General features: G+C 62.7%; 18 protein-coding genes, 1 pseudogene and 1 riboswitch. Of the genes and pseudogenes, 16 read left to right on the top strand and 3 right to left on the bottom strand.

The genetic code is table 11. The annotated features are described in order from the left end of the window. The first annotated feature begins 160 nt into the window (after window positions 1-160). Entirely contained in the window at window positions 161-2,647 is a 2,487-nt protein-coding gene (locus AC1DZ8_RS20210) for a mechanosensitive ion channel family protein (RefSeq protein WP_477307460.1), read from the top strand. Here the strand turns inward: AC1DZ8_RS20210 and AC1DZ8_RS20205 are convergent. Next, window positions 2,644-3,096, bottom strand: coding sequence for a hypothetical protein (locus AC1DZ8_RS20205; RefSeq protein ID WP_477307458.1), 453 nt, complete (start codon window positions 3,094-3,096; stop codon window positions 2,644-2,646). The genes AC1DZ8_RS20210 and AC1DZ8_RS20205 overlap by 4 nt on opposite strands. 144 nt (window positions 3,097-3,240) lie before the next feature. Between AC1DZ8_RS20205 and AC1DZ8_RS20200 the strand changes: the two genes are divergently transcribed. The 14 genes from AC1DZ8_RS20200 (at window position 3,241) to AC1DZ8_RS20135 (ending at window position 16,999) form a co-directional block, all read left to right on the top strand. Next, complete coding sequence (locus tag AC1DZ8_RS20200; RefSeq protein ID WP_112565226.1) at window positions 3,241-3,504, top strand: hypothetical protein; 264 nt, start codon at window positions 3,241-3,243, stop codon at window positions 3,502-3,504. Window positions 3,505-3,711: 207 nt separating this feature from the next. Then, complete coding sequence (locus AC1DZ8_RS20195) at window positions 3,712-5,145, top strand: UbiA family prenyltransferase (protein ID WP_477307456.1); 1,434 nt, start codon at window positions 3,712-3,714, stop codon at window positions 5,143-5,145. Between the two features lie 3 nt (window positions 5,146-5,148). Beyond that, window positions 5,149-6,501: an FAD-binding oxidoreductase gene (locus AC1DZ8_RS20190; protein WP_477307454.1), complete on the top strand. Its 1,353-nt coding sequence runs from the start codon at window positions 5,149-5,151 to the stop codon at window positions 6,499-6,501. A gap of 122 nt (window positions 6,502-6,623) precedes the next feature. Continuing rightward, window positions 6,624-7,058 (top strand): EamA family transporter, encoded by a 435-nt coding sequence (locus tag AC1DZ8_RS20185; RefSeq protein ID WP_477307452.1) that lies wholly within the window; start codon window positions 6,624-6,626, stop codon window positions 7,056-7,058. Then, window positions 7,055-8,062, top strand: coding sequence for an NAD-dependent epimerase/dehydratase family protein (locus tag AC1DZ8_RS20180; protein WP_477307451.1), 1,008 nt, complete (start codon window positions 7,055-7,057; stop codon window positions 8,060-8,062). Before AC1DZ8_RS20185 ends, AC1DZ8_RS20180 begins: the two co-directional genes overlap by 4 nt. Before the next feature lie 68 nt (window positions 8,063-8,130). Further along, window positions 8,131-9,561, top strand: a complete 1,431-nt coding sequence (locus AC1DZ8_RS20175; protein ID WP_477307492.1) for an aspartate aminotransferase family protein — start codon at window positions 8,131-8,133, stop codon at window positions 9,559-9,561. 15 nt (window positions 9,562-9,576) lie between these two features. Further along, window positions 9,577-10,812, top strand: a complete 1,236-nt coding sequence (locus AC1DZ8_RS20170) for a hypothetical protein (protein WP_477307450.1) — start codon at window positions 9,577-9,579, stop codon at window positions 10,810-10,812. Continuing rightward, a complete protein-coding gene (locus tag AC1DZ8_RS20165; RefSeq protein ID WP_477307448.1) occupies window positions 10,809-11,567 on the top strand; it encodes an FkbM family methyltransferase in 759 nt (252 codons plus the stop codon). The genes AC1DZ8_RS20170 and AC1DZ8_RS20165 overlap by 4 nt, the downstream gene beginning before the upstream one ends. Window positions 11,568-11,613: 46 nt before the next feature. Then, window positions 11,614-11,730, top strand: a riboswitch (TPP riboswitch). Window positions 11,731-11,834: 104 nt separating this feature from the next. Continuing rightward, window positions 11,835-13,670 (top strand): phosphomethylpyrimidine synthase ThiC, encoded by a 1,836-nt coding sequence (gene thiC, locus AC1DZ8_RS20160; protein ID WP_477307446.1) that lies wholly within the window; start codon window positions 11,835-11,837, stop codon window positions 13,668-13,670. Continuing rightward, window positions 13,670-14,665 carry a glycine oxidase ThiO gene (gene thiO / locus AC1DZ8_RS20155; protein ID WP_477307444.1) on the top strand — a complete coding sequence of 332 codons (996 nt, stop codon included), beginning with the start codon at window positions 13,670-13,672 and terminating at the stop codon, window positions 14,663-14,665. Before thiC ends, thiO begins: the two co-directional genes overlap by 1 nt. Continuing rightward, window positions 14,634-14,831, top strand: a complete 198-nt coding sequence (thiS, locus tag AC1DZ8_RS20150; RefSeq protein ID WP_477307442.1) for a sulfur carrier protein ThiS — start codon at window positions 14,634-14,636, stop codon at window positions 14,829-14,831. Before thiO ends, thiS begins: the two co-directional genes overlap by 32 nt. A 1-nt stretch (window position 14,832) precedes the next feature. Continuing rightward, complete coding sequence (locus AC1DZ8_RS20145) at window positions 14,833-15,606, top strand: thiazole synthase (RefSeq protein ID WP_477307440.1); 774 nt, start codon at window positions 14,833-14,835, stop codon at window positions 15,604-15,606. Next, complete coding sequence (locus tag AC1DZ8_RS20140; RefSeq protein ID WP_477307438.1) at window positions 15,603-16,208, top strand: thiamine phosphate synthase; 606 nt, start codon at window positions 15,603-15,605, stop codon at window positions 16,206-16,208. Before AC1DZ8_RS20145 ends, AC1DZ8_RS20140 begins: the two co-directional genes overlap by 4 nt. Next, entirely contained in the window at window positions 16,199-16,999 is an 801-nt protein-coding gene (locus AC1DZ8_RS20135) for a hydroxymethylpyrimidine/phosphomethylpyrimidine kinase (protein WP_477307437.1), read from the top strand. Before AC1DZ8_RS20140 ends, AC1DZ8_RS20135 begins: the two co-directional genes overlap by 10 nt. Here AC1DZ8_RS20135 and AC1DZ8_RS20130 read toward each other — a convergent pair. Both AC1DZ8_RS20130 and AC1DZ8_RS20125 read right to left on the bottom strand, forming a co-directional pair. Beyond that, window positions 16,960-17,250 (bottom strand): annotated as a pseudogene (locus AC1DZ8_RS20130) (helix-turn-helix domain-containing protein); the annotation flags it as partial. The gene AC1DZ8_RS20135 and the pseudogene AC1DZ8_RS20130 overlap by 40 nt on opposite strands. Then, window positions 17,157-17,444: a hypothetical protein gene (locus AC1DZ8_RS20125; RefSeq protein ID WP_477307435.1), complete on the bottom strand. Its 288-nt coding sequence runs from the start codon at window positions 17,442-17,444 to the stop codon at window positions 17,157-17,159. The gene AC1DZ8_RS20125 and the pseudogene AC1DZ8_RS20130, both read right to left, overlap by 94 nt. A 164-nt stretch (window positions 17,445-17,608) precedes the next feature. Here AC1DZ8_RS20125 and AC1DZ8_RS20120 point away from each other — a divergent pair, with 164 nt between their 5' ends. Beyond that, a complete protein-coding gene (locus tag AC1DZ8_RS20120) occupies window positions 17,609-20,170 on the top strand; it encodes a GcvT family protein (RefSeq protein ID WP_477401491.1) in 2,562 nt (853 codons plus the stop codon). Window positions 20,171-20,368: the final 198 nt, after the last annotated feature.

Genomic DNA, 20,368 nt, shown 5'->3' with positions numbered 1-20,368 from the left:
GCCGCGGCAAAGCCAAGATTGCGCCATGGCTTTTCGACTGGCCGACTCCCGCAAGGCCGCCAACCGCCATGACCTGGCCATGACTTGCCCCTTGGGATGAGCGTCTTTATCAAGGATCGCTTTAGAAGCGGCCTTGCCGCGCGATTGAGTCGCTAGCATTATGTTTTTTCGCCTGCTCCGCCTGCTCCTGATCCTAGCGCTGGTCGTGTCCGCGCCGTCTGTCGACGCGTTGGCCCAGGCGCTGGGCCAGGGTGCTGCCGGATTGGTCACCGACCAGCAGAAGGTCATCCAGGGCCTGACGGCCAAGACCGACGATCTCGAGAAGAAATTACAGCAGGACGGCCAGGACGATGCCTCCCTCGTCGATATCCGTCTGCAACTGGAGGATCTGTCGCGGGCGGCGCTGACCAGTGCGCTGGCGTTCCGCTCGCGGCTCACCGACATTAACAATCGCATCGAAGTGCTGGGTCCGCCGCCGGCTGCGGGCCAGCCGCAGGAGCCCGACATCGTGACCGGCGAGCGCCAGGCGCTGGCATCGGAAAAGGCCGAGATCAACGCGGTCGTCGCCAGCGCTCAGAACCTGTCGATCCGAATCAGCGGGCTGATCGACAAGATCGGCAATATGCGCAGCGAGCAGTTCCGCAACTTTTTGACCAAGCGCTACGCACTGTCCGAGGCGCTGAGCTCGCAGGTGTTCTCCGACGCAAGGGACGAATACACCAACCTTTTCAGGGCGGTATCGTCGTGGCTGAGCTTTGCCTTCAAGTTCAAGTTCCAGGCGATGCTGGCCGCGACGTTCATGTCGCTGGGGCTGGCGGCGGTGCTTCTCGTGGGGGGACGCCGCCTGTTCGGGCGCATCTTCGAAGCCGATCCTTCGGTCGAGGATCCGACTTATCTCAGCCGCCTGTCGGTGGCTTTCTGGTCGACCTTGCTGCCGACGCTGGCGGTCAGCGCCTTCCTCGCCTCGACGGTCTTTCTCTACAATTATTACAATGTGCTGCGCGGCGACATCGGCGTCTTCCTAAATGCGTTGGCCGCCGTCATCGCCATAGTGTTCTGCGTCAACCGCCTGACCAATGCTGCGCTGGAGCCACGGATGCCGAACTGGCGCCTGATCCAGGTCGAGACCGGCCCGGCGCGCTGGCTGGTGCGGCTGACGACGGCCATGGCGGTCGTCATCGGCGTCAACAACTTCCTGTCGATCGTCAACGACAAGATGGGCTCGCCCTTGTCGCTGACGATCGCCAGAAGTTTTGTCGCCACTGTCATCGTCGGCGTCATCCTGATCCTGATGGCGTTGCTGAGGCCGTACAAGCGAGCCGACGGAAGCTGGCGCCCGTGGCCGGTCTGGCTGCGCTATACCTGTGTCGCGCTCGGTCTGTTCACCATCATGGCGGCCTTGTTCGGCTATATCGGCCTCGCCATCTTCGTCTCGCTGCAGGTCGTGGTCACCGGCACCATCCTGCTCACCGCCTATATCGGCTTCCTGTCGGCGCGCGAGATCGGCGAGGAAGGCGGTTTCGCCGGCACCTCGATCGGGCGCTGGCTAAAGACCAACTCCAGCTATGAGGATACTGCGCTAGACCAACTCGGCCTGGTGGTCAGCGTCGCCATCAATCTGATGATCGTGCTCGTGTTCCTGCCGCTGATCCTGTTGATGTGGGGGTTCCAGCCCGGCGACATCCAGGCCTGGGGCTACAAGCTGGCGACAGGCATCACCATCGGCTCGGTGACGATTTCGGTCACCGGCATCCTCAGCGGCATCGTCGTCTTCATCATAGGCTATTTCCTGACCCGCTGGTTCCAGGGTTGGCTCGACGGCTCGGTGATGGCGCGCGGCAAGGTCGATACCGGCGTGCGCAACTCGATCCGGCTGGCAGTCGGTTACGCCGGCGTCGCCATCGCCGGCCTCGTCGGCATCTCGGCGGCGGGCATAGATCTTTCCAACCTGGCGCTGGTTGCCGGCGCACTTTCGCTGGGTATCGGTTTTGGCCTGCAGAATGTCGTGTCCAATTTCGTGTCCGGCCTGATCCTGCTCGCCGAGCGGCCATTCAAGGTCGGTGACTGGATCGTCGCAGGCGACACCTCAGGCACGGTCAAGAAGATCAGTGTGCGCGCCACAGAGATCGAGACCTTCCAGCGGCAATCGGTGATCCTGCCCAATTCGAACCTGATCAACAACGCCGTCGGCAACTGGACGCACCGCAACAAGCTCGGCCGTGTGGAGATCAAGGTCGGCGTCGCTTATGGCAGCGACGTCAAGCGAGTGCACGCCATCCTCCTGGAGATCGCACGCAGCCATCCGCTGGTGCTGAAGAACCCGGAACCGTTCGTGCTGTTCACCAATTTCGGGCCGGCAGCACTCGAGTTCGAGATCCGCGTGTTCCTGGCCGATGTGCTGAACGGGGCCATCGTGCAGAACGATATCCGCTTTGCCGTGCTCGATGCTTTCGAGAGCGAGCATATCGAGATCCCCTCGACGCCGCGCGCCGAGGTCAAGGTCAAGCAGACCGCGGCATGGCCGCTCGACGACGACAAGATCGAAGTCGAATTCGCCGAGAAGGAGCAGGCGCAGGCCGAAGCGGCGGCCGAGAAGGCGCGCCTGGCCAAATCGGGACGCAAGGCGCGCAAGCCCGATCCCAGCTAGGGCCGGTTCCAGTCAAGGCTGCGGTCCAGCTGATCGAGCCTGTCGGCGGGGTAAGTTCGCGACAGGTGATATCGGTTCTGCTCGTCGCTGTATCCGAGGAGCTTTCCCTGCAGCCATTCCAGCTGCGGGCACCAGGCGCCGCGGTGCAAAAGCTCGATAAGCAGGCAAAACGCCTCTACCCGCCACTCTTCGCCCAGGCAGGCATAGAAATAGTAGTCGATGTCGAGCTCGGTTCCGTTCGGTCCCTTTGCCTGGAAGGTCCTGACGTGTTCGGAGAGCGTTCCATTTGCAACATGTGTTGCGAAATCCTGGTTGGCCAGGACGTCGGACTTTTCATCTCCGTCGACGCGCTCGTGGGCGAACATTGCGAAGGGCTTTTCCCCGGCAAGCATCATCGCCAGCTCACGGTTGGTGTGCAGCGGGTAGGGGTAAGGCTCTTTGCTGTTCATCAGTCCATGCGCTCCCAAACCAATTGCGGCATGAATGCGGCATTCAGTTGCGGTTCAGCTTGCATCTCATATAAGCTCACATGCAAAGGCGATAATGCCTTGCGAAATGCAACAGAGGCGGTGTGGAAACACCGATATTGCAAAATGTGGAAGTCGCTCGTCGTCGCCATCGCTCTTACCGCAGCGAATGGCTCGGCCTTTGCCGCCAGCGCGGTCAACAAGGACGCTGAGACCCGTACGCTGATCGTGACGGAAGGCGGCGGCAAGACGGAGCTGGCGCTGGCCGCCGGCGAGACCGTGGAATTCTGCCCCAACGGCTGTTTCGTCACCTTGCCGAATGGTGACCTCGAGGCCCTGACCGGCTCGGAAACGGTCGAGATTTCGGGCGGCGTCGCCCGCATCAAGTAACATTAGCGGGTAGCTCTTGTAGAGGCCGGGCAATGCCCGGCCTTTTATTGTTGGTGGTAGCAATTGCTTAACAATGACGCGGGAAATATCGTCGCGTCTACCGGCTGCAACCAGGCGTTTTAACGTTCACTACGCCGTTCCGCCGCTATACCCTTGCGAAGACGCCGAAACACGGCGCGACGGGTTTATGAGCAGGACAGGACAGACATGGATGCGCGGTCGGACAAGAACGCAATCCCGCTTGCGGTCGACCTCGACGGCACGCTGATTGCGACCGATCTTCTGTGGGAAGGTCTGTTCATCCTTCTCAAGAAGAATCCGCTCTATATCTTCCTGGTTCCGTTCTGGCTGGCCGCCGGCCCGGCGCGGCTGAAGCAAGCCATTGCCGACCGCATCGACATCGATCCGGCCTCGCTGCCCTATCGCGAAGCGTTGCTGCAACGCCTGCGGGCCGAGCATGCCGATGGCCGCAAGATCGTGCTGGCGACAGGTACGCCACGCAAGTTCGCCGAGACGATCGCCGCCCATCTGGGCATATTCGACTATGTGCTGGCGACCGACGGTCCACACAACATGACCTCGGGCCGCAAGCGCGACGCGCTCATTGCCGCCTATGGCGATGGCGGTTTCGACTATGCCGGCAACAGCCGTCACGATCTCAAGGTTTTCGAAGCCGCGCGCGACGCCATCGTCGTGGCGCCTGACCGCCATGCGAAGCGCTGGCAGGCCGCCAATAGCGCCGAAGTGCTGCCGGCGCCGAAAAGGACATTGAAGACATTCGTCAGGATGCTGCGGTTGCATCAGTGGCTGAAGAATTCGCTGATCGCGGTGCCGATGGTGCTGTCGCACGAATACTTCAACACCAACATGATCTGGCAATGCCTGCTGGCGTTCGTCTCCTTCAGCGCGGTGGCTTCGGCCATCTACATCCTCAACGATTTCTTTGACCTTGCGCTCGACCGCAAGCACCCGACCAAATGTAACCGGCCATTCGCCAGCGGCGCGCTGTCGATCCCCTTCGGCCTCGGCGCAATGGCCGCGCTGTTGGCGATCGGCATCGCCGCCGGACTTCTGCTGCCGATCGAGTTCCTGGGTGTGCTCGCCGGCTACATTGTAGTGACCACGGCCTATTCGCTGTCATTCAAGCGCATGCTTCTGGTCGACGTGCTGACGCTGGCCGGCCTCTACACGGTGCGCGTGCTGGCGGGCGCTGCGGCGACCGGCGTCGAGGTCTCATTCTGGCTGCTCGCCTTCTCGATTTTCTTCTTCCTGTCGCTGGCGCTGGTGAAGCGCTATGTCGAACTGCGCACCACAGCCATTCCGGTGGGCGAGCGCATTGCCGGCCGTGGCTACCGCATCGAAGACCAGGACATCGTCGCCCAGGCGGGAATGGCGTCGGCCTTCTCCTCGGCGCTGGTGCTGGCGCTTTACATGGACAGCGCCGCCGTGCGCGAACTCTATCCGCATCCCTGGCTGGTCTGGCCGCTGGCGCCGATCGTGCTGTATTTGACCATGCGCGTCTGGATCCTGGCGCGTCGCGACGAGATGAACGACGATCCGGTCGTCTTCATCATCCGCGACTGGCGCAGCCAGATCATCGTGGTTATCGGCGCAGCACTGCTGGTCGCCGGAGGCTGGTAGGGCATGGTGGGCGAACGGTTCCAGAGCTTCGGCCGCGCCACGGCTGCCGCAAAGCGGACCGTCGCGGCTGACACGGCTATTGGGTTGATGAAGGGCGGCAAGGCGAAGGCAGACAGCTTGCTCGCCTATGGCAACGGTCGCTCCTACGGTGATTCCTGCCAGAACGAAGCGGGCGCGGTCGTCGACATGCGGCCGCTGAACCGTATCGGCGCCTTCAATGCCGAAACCGGCGTGCTCGAAGCGGAAGCCGGCGTGTTGCTGTGCGACATCATTGCGCACGCCGCACCCTACGGTTTCTTTCCGGCGGTGGTTCCGGGCACCCAGTTCGTCACCCTTGGCGGCGCCATCGCCAACGACGTTCACGGCAAGAACCATCATCGGCGCGGCACCTTTGGCTGCCATGTCGAATCGCTGACGCTGCTGCGTTCGGACGGGCGGACCTACACCTGCTCGGCAGTGGACAATGCCCGGCTGTTTGCGGCGACGATCGGCGGCATGGGGCTCACCGGCCTGATCCTGTCGGCCTCGATCCGGCTGATGCGGGTGCCTTCGCTCGACATGGTCGAGACGGCGACGCGGTTTGCCGATCTCAGTGAATTCTTCGAACTGGCCGAGGCCGCCGACCAGGCCAATGAATATGCCGTCGCCTGGATCGACCAGCTTGCCGGCGGCCATGGCCGCGGGCGCGGCCTGTTGCTGTCGGGCAATCACGCCGAGCATGGCTCGCATGCCGCGTCTCGTGCCGGCTCCCGCCTTTCGGTGCCGGTCCAGCCGCCGTTCAACGTGCTCAACCGGCCGTTCCTGACTGCCTTCAACGCCGCCTACCGGTGGAACAAAGGGCGCTCGGCGGCGCCGCGCCAAACCGGCTATCAGGGCTTCTTCTTTCCGCTAGACGGTGTCAGTGACTGGAACCGGCTCTATGGCCCAAAAGGTCTCTACCAGCACCAGAGCGTGGTGCCGGAAAATGCCGCGCGCCAGGCTGTGCCGGCGCTGCTCGACGCGGCGCGGCGGGCAGGGCAGGGCTCCTTCCTCACCGTGCTGAAGCGCTTCGGTTCGATCCGCTCGCCGGGTCTGCTGTCCTTTCCGCGGCCCGGCTTCACGCTGACGCTCGATTTCCCCAATCGCGGCGGCAAGACACTGGCACTGCTTGGCGAGCTCGACCGCATCACGGTCGCCGCCGGCGGGGCGGTCAATCCCTACAAGGATGCGCGCATGAGCGCCGAGACTTTCGCCGCCTCCTTCCCGGATTGGCAGCGGCTGGAAGCGTTGCGCGACCCGGCGTTCATGTCCAGTTTTTGGCTGCGGACGGCGAAAAAACTGGAGATGCCAAGGGGGCGCGTCGAGGCAGCGGAATAGGTACAATTTGAATAAATCGTGGCAATAGACCGAAAGTTCGATGGTTTACTCAAACATTGTCGTGACTTCACGAAATGTTTGCAGATTAGCGGTAGGACCGTCGCGAGCGGCGGGTGGAAAATATGAAATATATCGTCTTCATTCTGTTCACAGTCATGACCAATGCCGCGGCGCAGCTGATGCTGAAGCAAGGCATGATGTCGCTTGGCCCGATTTCGTTCGAAGGCACCAACCCGCTTCTGAAGCTCCTGCATATCGTCTTCAGCCCATGGGTGTTCCTCGGCCTTTGCACCTTCGTCATTTCGATGGCCTCGCACCTCTATGTGCTGTCCAAGGTCGAGCTCAGCTTTGCCTATCCGTTCCTCAGCCTTGCCTATGTCGCGGTGGCGATCTTCGCCTACTTCATCTTCCGCGAGGACCTCAACGCCTGGCGCATTTCCGGCATCGCCTTCATCTGCGTCGGCACGGTGCTGATCGCGCAAAGCGGGCGCGGGCATGAGGACCAGACGGCTTCCATCAGCTCCGACAAGATCAGCAACAGCGAGACCGTTCGATGAGACATATAATTTTCGGCGGTGACGGCTTCGTCGGCCGTCATCTTGCCCCGAAGCTTGTGGCCGACGGTGAAGAGGTTGTCGTTGCCGACATCGTCAAGAGCGACCTGCCGCACTACCGTTCGGTCCGCTTCGTCACCTGCGATGTGACCGATCCGGCCTCGGTGGCCAAAGTCGGATTGAAGACCGACGACATGGTCTACAATCTGTCGGCCAAGATGCTGTCGCCGATCCAGGTGCGCGCCAAGCGCCACGACTTCTTCTTCCCGGTGAATTTCCACGGCACCGAACACATCATGCAGGCGATGGACAAAGCCGGCACACCCAAGCTCGTCCACTACACCACCGACATGATCTACGGCCACACGGTGACCCAGCCGATGACCGAGGAGCACCCGGTCGCGCCGCTCGGCGAATATGGCTGGTCGAAGCAGAAGACCGAGGAGCTCGCCGCCGAATGGCGCAAGCGCGGCATGTCGATCTCGCTGTTTCGGCCGCGCCTGATCATCGGCCCCGGCCGGCTCGGCATATTGGAAAAACTGTTCAAGCTGATCGACTGGAATTTTCCGGTGCCAATGATCGGCTCGGGCAAGAACCCCTATCAGTTCATCTCGGTGTTCGACTGCGCCGAGGCCGCCCGCGCGGCCTGGAAGGTCGGCGTGCCCAACGAGGCCTATAATCTGGGCTCGCTCAATCCGCCGCCGGTGAAGAAATTGCTCGGCGACCTGATCAAGCATGCCGAGTCGAAGTCGCTCTTGATCCCGACGCCGGGCTGGGCGGTCAAACGCACGCTCGACCTGCTCGATCTCATGAACATGCCGATCATGGATCCGGAACAATATCTGATCGCCGATGAGGAGTGCGTTCTCGACGTGTCGAAGGCCGAGCGCCAGCTCGGCTGGGTGCCGCAATATCGCGACGAGGACATGCTGATCGCCGCCTACAACGAATACCGCGCCAAGAAGGACGGCCTTGCCGTCACCGCCAATCATGTCCCTGCCGAATAAGATGGGACGACCAGGAGAACTCCGAGATGACCGTCATGGCCAAGCCTGAGCAGACGAACGCGCGCACCATGGTCAGTGCGCCGGCGCTATCGCCCGCCACTATTGCCAAGCCCGAACTGATCAGCGTCGAGCAGGCGAAGTCGATGGATGTCGCGCGCATGACCGACCTGTTCAAGGCGCATCTCAACCCGGGCCAGCTGCACTTCATGAAGCTGCTCGGCTTTCACAAGATCAAGATCGAACGCGCCGAAGGCATGTTCTACATCGACCAGAACGGCCGCAAGATCCTCGACTTCTTCGGCGGTTTCGGTTCGCTGGCCTTCGGCCACAACCATCCGCGCATCCTGGAAGCGCGGAAAAAGTTCCAGGAGGAAAAGCGCCAGGAAATCGCCATCGCCTTCATGTCGCAATATGCGGCAGCGCTTGCGCACAACATCGCCAAATGCTCGCCCGGCGATCTCGACATGGTGTTTCTGGGCTCGTCCGGCTCGGAGGCCATGGAGGCGGCGGTGAAGCTCGCCGAGCGCGCCGCCGGCCCGAAGCGCCCGAAAATCGTCTATGCCGAGAATTCCTTTCACGGCAAGACCAAGGGTGTGCTGGGTATCACCGACGGCCAGCTCTACCGCGCCGATTTCAAGATGGCCGACAATACGGTGCGCATTCCGTTCGCCGACATCGAGGCGGTTGAGAGGCTATTCCGCTCCGATCCTGAGGTCGGCGTCATCGTGCTTGAAACCATCCAGGGTGGCGGCGGCATCATCCAAGCGCCCGCCGAATACTGGCAGAAGCTGCGTGCGCTGTGCGACCAGTATGGCGTGCTGTGGGTGGCCGACGAAGTGCAGTGCGGCTACGGCCGTTCGGGCCGCTTCTATGCCTTCGAACACTACGGTGTGGTGCCGGATGTGACGGCGCTGGCCAAGTCGCTTGGCGCCGGCAAGGCGGCGGTCGGCGCGATGATCGCGCGGCGCGAGGTCTATATGAAGGCCTATGGCACGCCGAAGACGGCGATGATCCACGCCATGGCCACCTTCGGCGGCATGGGCGAGGCCTGCGTCACCGCGATCGAAGGCATCAACGTGCTCTATGACGAGGGGCTGATCGACAACGCCGCCTCGACCGGCGAGTACCTGCTGCAGCGGCTGCAGGCGCTGAAGGAAAAATATCCGAAGATCATCAAGGACGCGCGCGGCAAAGGCTTCATGGTCGGGCTCGAGTTCCACGACTTCTCGCAGACCTTGCCGATGGTGCTGCGGCCGATCGTCAGCGTGCTCGACGACAAGCTGAAGGGCTCGTTGTCGGGCTTCGTCGGCGCGCTGTTGTTGCGCGACTATGACGTGCTCGTCGCCTTCACCGAATACAACCGCAACGTCATCCGCCTCGAGCCGCCGCTGATCTGCCAGCGCGAGCATGTCGACCGTTTCGTCGATGCCTTCGACAGCCTGCTGTCGCGCGGCATCGTGTCGATCGTGAAGGATTTCGTCAAAAGCCAAGTCCGCTAAGTCCCGAGCCTGATGATGCTGAGCAAGCCTCCCGCCGCGCAAAACACACTCGACCGGCTGACCGCGGCCGCTCTGGCGTGGGGCGAGGGGACTTATGCGCGATGGGCGGCGCCGATCGGCGCGATCGCGTTTTCGCTCTACATCCTGGTCACGGCCTTTACCGCCTGGACGATGCCCGACGCCAACTGGGACATGCTGCCCTATCTCGCCATTGCCGAGGAGGGCACTTATCCCGATGCGCAGGCGCTGCATGACTATGCCTACAGCACGGTCCAGGCCGGCGTGTCGGCGGCCGACTACAAGGCGCTGACCGACGATGGCGGTGGCTTTCGCAGCCATATGGCTGAAGATGCCGCCGACTTCCATTCGCTGCTCGGCATGTACCGGATCAAGTTCCTCTACGCCGAGATCCTGTCGACGATGGGCGCGGTGATGTCGCCGGTCGAGGCGATGCGGGTGCTGCAGGTGGTCTCGGTGCTGCTGTTCGGTGCGATCGTGCTTTTGTGGCTGCGAACCGAAGGCGCGCTCGCGCTGGCGCCGGTGGTCGGCGCGGTGCTGATCATGGCCGATTTCGGCGATGCGGCACGCGCCTCGACGCCGGATCTGTTGTGTTCCGCGCTGTTCCTCGGCGGGCTGCTTGCCTATGTGCGTGGCCGCGAAGTGGCAACCGCGGTCCTGCTCTTCCTCGCCTTCATGGCGCGGCCGGACAATATTGTTTTCCTTGCCATCTTCGCCGTGCTGCTGGTGGTTTTCCGGCAGCGGGCATGGGGCGCGCTGGCCGGCTTTGCCGCGTCCTTTGTCGCCTATTTCGCCATCTCGCACTGGGCGCAGCATCCCGGCTGGTGGCCGCATCTGTGGTTCTCCAGCATCGAGCAGCACTACAATATGGATGGCTTCGAGCCGCCGTTTTCGGTCGCCGCCTATCTCAAGGCGTTTGCCGCGTCCTTCCTTCGCGCCATTGAGCTCAACAGCTGGGTCGGCGTTTCGGTGCTGGCTCTGGCCGGGTGGTTTGCGCTCAGCCGCGCCGGCTTCCGGCTCGATCGCCGCGCCGGCATCCTGCTGGCAGCACTTGTGCTTGGCGTGCTGGCGAAATTCACCGTCTTTCCGATCCACGACACCCGCATCTATTTCCCCAACCTTTTGCCGCCCTTCCTGCTGCTGGTGGGTCCGGTCATGGCGCTGTGGGCGTCGGCAAACCTGAATGGAAGGCGGCCCATCGCCTTGCACGCCCTTCCCGGAGATAAGCCATGAGTTCTGTATCCGGTCTGGCGCGCATTGCCCTTTCACTCGGTCTGCCCGCCGGCCTACTCGATCGCGGGCCGGCGCTGCATGGCACGAAATTCCTGGCCAAGGCGGCGCTGAAGGCGCGCTTCAGCGGTGGCGGGCAACCGTTCCAGATGGTCAATGTCGGCGCCTGCGACGGCGCGCTGTTCGACGACGTCACGCCGTGGCTGCATCGCATTCCGCGGGCGCGGGCCGTGCTGGTCGAGCCGATCCCGTACAATCAGAAGCGGCTGCGCGCCAACTATCCCGACACGACCCGATTCATCATCGAGCCGGTTGCGGTGACCAAAACCAAGGGCACGATCACCGTCCACACTTTCGATGCAGCAGCGCTCGAGGCCGGCACGCTGCCGATCGAGTTCATCGGCTGCTCGTCGGTCACCGACACCAATTTGATGTCGGGCAAGAACGCCTGGGGCGAGGCAGACGCCAATTTCAACAAGTTCGCGCCGCACCTCAGGGATATCGAGGTGCCGTCGGAAACGTTGCAGACCCTGCTCGACCGCAACGGCGTCACGCATATCGACGCCTTCCTGGTCGATTGCGAGGGTGCGGACTGGATCGTCTTCGAACAGCTCGACCTCAAGCGCTATCGTCCCGGCATGATCAAGGTCGAGGTCGGCGCACTGCCGGCAGCCGAGATCGGCCAGGTCGTGGTCAAGCTGAAGACCGCAGGCTACCAGGTCGGCTTCCAGGCCGAGGATATCTGGGCTTTCGCCTGAGCCGGCAGAGTCGCTTGACAAAACCACGTTAGCCCGTTCAACTTGACGCATTCACCAGGGGGGTCCCGACAAGGGGCTGAGATACTGCTGGCTTTCGCAGCGCAGTGACCCGTTGAACCTGATCCAGTTCATACTGGCGTAGGGACGGTGCAAGCGCTTTGCGGGATTCCATGCCCGAGGTCCTGTTTCGAACAGGGCGGCCAAGGCGTCTTTTCATCCTTCCGGCACAGAACTGGGTCTCCAATGCACGAGCAAAGGAGCCTCACAATGAATGCCTTTACCCCCGCCGTTTCGACGGGACCGCTGCCTGCCTCCCGCAAGATCCACAAGCCCGGTATCCTCCATCCGCACATCGCGGTGCCGATGCGCGAAATCTCTGTTCATCCGACGGCCGGCGAGCCGCCCGTCACCGTCTACGATCCATCCGGGCCCTATACGGATACGGCTGTCGAAACCAGCATCGAAAAGGGCCTTGCCCGACTTCGGCACGAATGGGTCACGGCGCGTGGCGATGTCGAAGCCTATGACGGCCGCCATGTGCGGCCGGAAGACAACGGATTTGCCGCCGGCGAGCGCCTGACGCCGGAATTTCCGGTTCGCAACCGGCCGCTCAAAGCCACGGCAGGCAAGGCGGTGACCCAGCTTGCCTATGCGCGCGCCGGCATCATCACGCCTGAGATGGAATTCGTTGCCATCCGCGAGAATCTCGGCCGCGAGATGCTGCGCGGCCAGTTGCAGCGCGACGGCGAAAGTTTTGGCGCTGATATCCCCGACTTCGTCACCCCGGAGTTCGTGCGCGACGAGGTGGCGCGCGGACGGGCTATCATTCCCGCCAATATCAACCATCCCGAAAGCGAGCCGATGATCATCGGCCGCAATTTCCTGGTGAAGATCAACGCCAATATCGGCAACTCGGCGGTCACCTCCTCGATGGCCGAAGAGGTGGAGAAGATGGTGTGGGCGATCCGCTGGGGCGCCGACACGGTGATGGACCTTTCGACAGGGCGCAACATTCACAACATCCGCGAATGGATCGTTCGCAATGCGCCGGTGCCGATCGGCACGGTGCCGCTCTATCAGGCGCTCGAAAAGGTCGGCGGCATCGCTGAAGACCTGACCTGGGAGGTTTATCGCGACACGCTGATCGAGCAGGCCGAGCAGGGCGTCGACTATTTTACCATCCATGCCGGCGTGCGGTTGCACTACATCCCGCTCACCGTGAACCGGGTCACCGGCATCGTTTCGCGCGGCGGTTCGATCATGGCCAAATGGTGCCTGCACCATCACCGGGAAAGCTTCCTCTATGAGCACTTCGCGGAGATCTGCGACATCTGCCGGGCCTATGATGTGTCCTTCTCGCTCGGCGATGGCCTTCGTCCGGGCTCGATCGCCGACGCCAACGATGCCGCGCAATTCGCCGAACTGGAAACGCTCGGCGAACTGACGCAGATCGCCTGGGCCAAGGACTGCCAGGTGATGATCGAAGGCCCCGGCCACGTGCCGATGCACAAGATCAAGCAGAACATGGACAAGCAGCTCGCCGTCTGCGGCGAGGCGCCGTTCTACACGCTGGGGCCGCTGACGACCGACATCGCGCCGGGCTACGACCACATCACCTCCGGCATCGGCGCGGCGATGATCGGTTGGTTCGGCACCGCCATGCTCTGCTACGTGACGCCGAAGGAACATCTCGGCCTGCCGGACCGCAACGACGTCAAGACGGGGGTGATCACCTACAAGATCGCGGCCCATGCCGCCGATCTGGCCAAGGGCCATCCGGCGGCGAAGCTCAGGGACGATGCCCTTTCCCGGGCCCGGTTCGAGTTCCGCTGGGAGGACCAGTTCAACCTGTCGCTCGATCCCGAAACCGCGCGATCCTTCCACGACGAGACCTTGCCCAAGGAGGCGCACAAGCTGGCGCATTTCTGCTCCATGTGCGGGCCGAAATTCTGCTCCATGCGCATTTCCCATGACATCCGGGCCGAGGCGCAGAAGGAAGGCATGGCCGCCATGGCAGCGAAATATCGCGCCGGAGGCGACCTCTATATGCCTGCCGACGAGATCGGCTCACCGGCAACGCCGGCAGAGGCGCCGGCGCCGTGATGAGGGTGCTGGTCAAAGGGGCCGGCGTCGCCGGCCTCACCGCCGCCTTTGAGTTCGCCAGGCGCGGCGCGAGCGTGGTCGTTGCGGAGGCAAGGCAAAGCCTTGGCAGCAATGCATCGTGGTTTGCCGGCGGCATGCTGGCGCCCTGGTGCGAGCGTGAAAGCGCCGAGCAGCCGGTTTTGGACCTTGGACGCGGCGCGGCCGACTGGTGGGAGGCGGCAACACCTGGCCGGGTAACACGGGCCGGGACTCTGGTCATCGCGTCGCCGCGCGATGCTGGCGAACTCGACCGGTTTGCCAGCCGTACGTCAGGGTACCGGCGTGTCGATGAAGACGAAATAGCACTTCTGGAGCCGGATCTCGCCGGCCGCTTTCGCCGCGGACTTTTCTTCCCCGGCGAGGCCCATCTCGACCCACGCCAGGCCATGGCGGCGCTGTATGAAAAGCTAATAGCCATGGGCTCCGAATTCCGCTTCGGCACCGATGGCGATCTGCTTTCCGGTTTCGATCGCCAGATCGACTGCAAGGGAATGGCGGCGGTCAATGACGGGCTGCGCGGCGTTCGCGGCGAGATGCTGATCCTGCGTACACCGGACGTCTCGCTGTCGCGACCGGTCCGGCTGCTTCATCCTCGCTTTCCGCTCTATCTGGTTCCACGCGGCGACCAGTGTTTCATGGTCGGCGCGACGATGATCGAAAGCCGGTCCGAAGACCCGGTTTCAGTCCGTTCGACGATAGAGTTGCTCGGTGCCGCCTGCGCCCTGCATCCGGCGTTCGGCGAGGCCGGCATCATCGAGACCGGTACCGGTATTCGTCCAGCCTTCTCAGACAATCTTCCGCGTGTCGAGGTTTTTGGAAGCACGGTCGCGATCAATGGACTTTTTCGCCATGGCTTCCTTCTCGCGCCCGCCATGGCGCGGCTGGCGGCCGAACGCGTCTTCAATGACGACAAGGAGCGTGCGCATGAAACTGACCGTCAACGGCGAAGTGCTTGAGTTCGCCACCACAACGCTGGCCGGCCTGCTCGCCGCGCTCGACTATGAAGGCGACTGGCTGGCGACCGCAGTCAACAGCGAAATCGTCCACAAAGCCAATCGGGCAGAGTTCCGGTTGAGCGACGGCGACCGGATCGAAATTCTTTCACCGATGCAAGGAGGCTAGAATGTTCGAGCTTCTCGGAACAACACTATCTTCCCGGCTGCTTCTCGGCACCGCGCAATATCCTTCGCCCGCCATCCTTGCCGAGGCGGTCAAGGCATCGGGCACGTCGGTGGTGACCGTCTCCTTGCGGCGCGAGATGGCAGGCGGCAGGGCTGGTGAGAAATTCTGGTCCCTGATCGGCTCGCTCGGCGTGAAAGTCCTGCCAAATACGGCCGGCTGCCATTCCGTCAAGGAAGCCGTCACAACGGCCAGGATGGCGCGCGAGGTCTTCGGCACCTCCTGGATCAAGCTCGAAGTGATCGGCAACCACGACACGCTGCAGCCTGATGTGTTCGGCCTGGTCGAGGCCGCGCGCATCCTGTGCGACGACGGTTTTGCGGTGTTCCCCTATACGACCGATGACCTTGTGGTCGCCGAGCGTCTGCTCGAGGCGGGCTGCAAGGTGCTGATGCCGTGGTGCGCGCCGATCGGCTCCGCCCTTGGTCCAATCAACATCACGGCGCTGCGCTCGATGCGCGCGCATTTCCCTGATGTTCCGTTGATCGTGGATGCGGGGCTTGGACGGCCGTCGCATGCGGCAACCGTGATGGAGCTCGGTTTTGACGCAGTGCTTTTGAACACGGCGGTTGCCAAGGCAGCCGACCCGGTTGGCATGGCGCGCGCCTTCGGCAAGGCGATCGAAGCCGGCCGCGAAGCTTTCGGTTCGGGACTGCTCGAGCCGCGCAATGTCGCCATGCCATCGACGCCGACCTTCGGCAGGGCGGTTTTCTCATGAAGCTCGATCCCTTCTACCTGATCGTCGACAGCACCGCCTGGATCGAGCGGCTGATACCGCTCGGCGTCAGGTTGGTGCAGCTTCGCATCAAGGACATGGATGAGGGCCTACTGCGCGCGGAAATCCGCAAGGCCAAAGCCTTGTGCGCCCGACACAGCTGCCAACTCATCATCAACGACCACTGGCGCCTGGCAATCGAGGAAGGTTGCGCCTTTGTCCATCTTGGCCAGGAGGATCTGCAGTCCGCCGACCTCGCACAGATACGGGCGGCAGGCACAAGGCTCGGACTGAGCACGCATGATCATGCCGAACTGCAAACGGCGATGGCCGCCAAACCCGATTACATTGCGCTCGGCCCCGTCTATCCAACCATCCTGAAGAAGATGAAATGGGCGCCGCAAGGGCTCGAACGGATCGGCGAATGGAAGAGCCGGGTCGCGCCCACCCCATTGGTCGCCATCGGTGGCCTCAATCCTGACCGGCTCGGCGGCGTTTTCGATGCCGGCGCCGACAGCGCCGCGGTGGTCACGGACATTACGTTCAATCCCGATCCTGAAGCGCGCGCCAGGGAATGGATCGAAAAGACGAACCCATGGCGTTGAGGCAGGATCGGCATGTGCTCGTCGTCGGCGGATCGGATTCCAGCGGCGGCGCCGGACTTGCGCGCGATATAGGGACGGTCTCGTCCGTCGGTCTGCGCAGCTGCCTTGCCGTCACCGCGGTAACGGTGCAGACGCACGACGCAGTCAGCGACATCATTCATCTGCAACCCGGTCTGGTCGCCGATCAAATGCGGGCGGCGTTGCAAGCCAATAAAGTTGCGGCCATCAAGATCGGCATGCTGGCAACCGCGCCGATTGCCGTTGCCGTCGCCGCCGTGCTGCGTGAAAATCCATCGATACCGGCAGTGCTGGATCCGGTGATGGCTTCCACTTCAGGCCGGGCGCTTCTGGCCGCCGATGCCGTCCCTCTCATGAAGCGCGATCTGATGCCGCTTTGTCGCCTGGTCACACCAAATCTGCTCGAACTGGCGCTGCTTGTTGGCGCGGAACCGGCAACCGATGAGGACGGCCTGCTGAGACAGGGCCGGGAATTGCTGGCCGCCACCGGCGTTCAGGCTCTGCTGATCAAGGGCGGGCACGCGAAGGGGGACAGGTCGACTGACATCCTGCTGGTTCCGGGCAGGGAACCGGTCCGCTTCGACACGCCGCGCCTTGCCGTAACGATGCGTGGGACAGGATGCATGCTGGCCAGCGCCATCGCGGCGCATCTGGCGAAGGCGACGGCGCTTGAAGACAGCGTGCGCGACGGCAAGCAGCTGGTCTTCCAAGAGCTTCTCAAGACTGGTGTCGCTCAGGCGTCGCCGGCCGGCCCGCGCCGTTCGGCCATATAGCGGCCGGGCGAGGTGCCGAGCCCCTTCCTGAACATCGTCACGAAACTGCTGGCGCTTTCATAGCCGAGGTCGAGCGCCACGCTCTGGATCGAAGCGCCCGTGGCCATGCGTTGCAGCGCCAGCATGATCGTCAGCTGCTGGCGCCAGCGGCCGAAGCTCATTCCAGTCTCACGCGCAAGAATGCGCGCCAGCGTTCGTTCGCTGAGCCCGGCGTGGCTCGCCCATGTCTCCATCGTGCCGCGATCGGCCGGTTCTGGAGGCGATCGGCCTCGGCGACGCTACCCTGGTCGAGCGTGTCGCTGGCGAAGCACATCTTGGCGCGGTTGCCACCCAAACATCCTCCCTTGCCGCCGGCGGTGCGCATTTCGTGCTGACCGGCAAGGCGCAGTCGATCCAGCATGTGAGCCGCGCTGAAAACAGCTGGCGTCGGCTCGTCGCGGATCAAAGCCAAGGCCTATTGGGCGCCGGGCAAGACCGGGCTGGACTGAGCCGGCCAGGACATTCTGCCCCATGGTCGCACGGCCTTTTGCCAATGTCGCAAACAGGCTTCAATAGCCCTACCGGTCCGCCCTATAGTCCGCCCGCTTTATTCCTTTGGAGTCGCGGGCAATGGCAGAGTTTCCGAAACAGGCGAAGGTCGTTATCGTCGGCCTGGGTGGTATTGTCGGCGCATCGATCGCCCATCATCTGATCGAACGCGGCTGGACCGACATTGTCGGTATCGACAAGTCGGGCATCCCGACCGATATCGGCTCGACCGCGCACGCCTCCGACTTCTGCTACACGACCAGCCATGATTTCCTGTCCTGCTGGACGACACTCTATTCCATCGATTTCTACGAGAAGATGGGCCACTACGCCCGTATCGGCGGCCTTGAAGTGGCGCGCGTCGGCGACGACAGCCGCATGGATGAGATCAAGCGCAAGATCGCCTCGGCCAAGTCCTTCGGTACCCGCGCCCGGCTGATCGAGCCGGCTGAGATCAAGGAAAAGTTCCCGCTGATCGAAGAGTCCATGGTGCAGGGCGGCCTGTGGGATCCGGATGCAGGCCTGGTCATCCCGCGTTCCCAAACGGTCGCCGGTAAGCTGGTCGACCAGGCGGAAGCGTCGGGCAAGTTGAAATCCTTCGCCAATACACCGGCCAAATCCCTCATTGTCGAGGATGGCCGCATCAAGGGTGTCGTCACCGACCGCGGCACCATCATGGCCGACTATGTCATCGTCTGCGCCGGCATCTGGGGCCGGCTGATCGCAGAAATGGTGGGCGAAGACCTGCCCGTGATGCCCATCGACCATCCGCTGACCTTCTTCGGCCCCTACAATGAGTTTGCCGGCACCGGCAAGGAGATCGGCTGGCCGCTGCTGCGCGACCAGGGCAATTCCGCCTATATGCGCGACACCGGCGACCCCAAGACCGCCGAGGGCGGCCAGATCGAATGGGGCTATTACGAGGAAAACAATCCGCGCCTTTGCCATCCGCGCGATTTGCTGGAGAAGGACCAGGCGCGGCTGTCGCCGTCGCAGCGCGATCTCGACATGGAACAAATCCTGGCGCCGCTCGAGCGCGCCATGGAGCTGACGCCGATCCTGGGCGAGCTCGGTTATAACGAAAGCCATTCCTTCAACGGCCTCTTGCAGGTCACCGCCGATGGCGGCCCGTCGATGGGCGAGAGCCAGAAGGTGCGGGGCCTCTGGTATGCCGTCGCCATCTGGGTCAAGGACGGCCCCGGCATGGGCAAGCTGATCGCCGACTGGATGACCGACGGCCGCACGGAGATCGACCACCACGCCATCGACTATGCACGCTTCTATCCGCACCAGACGAAAGAGCAGTTCATCTGGGATCGCTGCACCGAGACGGCGATGAAGGTTTACAATCCCGCGGTGCATCCGCGCGAGCCGTTTTCCAAGGGCCGCAACATAAGGCGCTCGCCGTTCTGGGAGCGCGAGAAAGAACTCGGCGGCTACTTCATGGAACTGGGCGGCTGGGAGCGCGCGCATGGCTATGCCGCCAACGAGCATCTGCTGGAGAAGTATGGCAACCGGGTTCCCGTGCGTGAGAACGAGTGGGACAACCGCCATTTCTGGCGCGTGTCCAATGCCGAGCATCTGGCGATGAGCGAGGATTGCGGCATCGTCAACCTGTCGCATTTCTCCATGTACGACATCGAAGGACCCGATCATGTCGCGCTGCTGGAATGGCTGTGCGCGGCCAAGATCGGCGGCGACAACAACATCGGCAAAGGCATCTACACCCACTTCCTCGACGAGGAAGGCATGGTGCGCGCCGACTTCACCGTCATCCGCATGGCCGATCGCTGCCGTCTGATCGACGGCGCCGATGCCGGCCCGCGCGACTTCCGCTACATGCAGCGCACCGCGCAGGACAAAGGCTTCGATGTCACCGTCACCGACGTGACGGAAAAATACGTCACCATCGGCATCTGGGGTCCGAACGCGCGCGCCACGCTGCAGAAGGTGGTCGAGAATCCTGAGGGGCTTTCGATCGAGAATTTCCCGTTCGCGGCGATCAAGCCGGTCGGGATCGGCGGCAAGGATGTCACCGCCTTCCGCATCTCCTATGTCGGCGAGCAGGGCTGGGAATTGCATATGCGCTACGAGGACGGCCTCGCCGTCTGGGACGCGCTGCGCTCGACCGGCGTCATGCCGTTCGGCGTCGAGACCTATGCCAACACGCGTCGTATGGAAAAGAGCCTGCGGCTGCAGAATGCCGATCTGTTGACCGAGTACAATCTGCTGGAAGCCGATCTTGCCCGTCCGAAGGTCAAAGAGAACGATTTCTGCGGCAAGGCCAAGCATGTCGAATACCGCGCCCGCGAACACCAGCCGGCCATCCTGTGCACGCTGGTGATGACCGAGAACGTCGATAAGAAGGGTGTTGCCCGCTATCCCGTCGGCACGATGCCGGTGATGGATCCGAAGACGGGCGAGACGCTGGTCGACGACCTCGGCCGCCGTTCCTTCACGACGTCGATGGCCTATGGCCCGACCATCGGCAAGAACATCGGCCTTGCCTATCTGCCCTGGGCCTTTGCACAGGAAGGCCGCAAACTCAACGTGGAGTATTTTGGCGAGAGCTATCCGGTCGAAGTGGCGGCCGTGGGCTACAAGCCGCTCTACGATCCGGAGAATCTGAAGCCGAGGAGTTGAGCCCTGATCTGAAGCCACAAACAACCGATATACGCCATATTAAGATTGCAGCGGGTCCGGCGATTGTCGCCGGACCCGCTGCCGTTTTTCTCGGCGACTCCGGTGGTCCGATCAATTTTGGTTGAATTCTCGCGGCGTCTTTCTTGACTTGAAATATGTTGTATTCCTTTAAATAGAGAGTAGGATTTTGTCAAAATC

It is taken from the genome of Mesorhizobium sp. P2_F7 (assembly GCF_056403695.1).
Note: the sequence above shows the minus strand (reverse complement) of the source record. Positions and strands in the feature narration are given on the sequence as shown.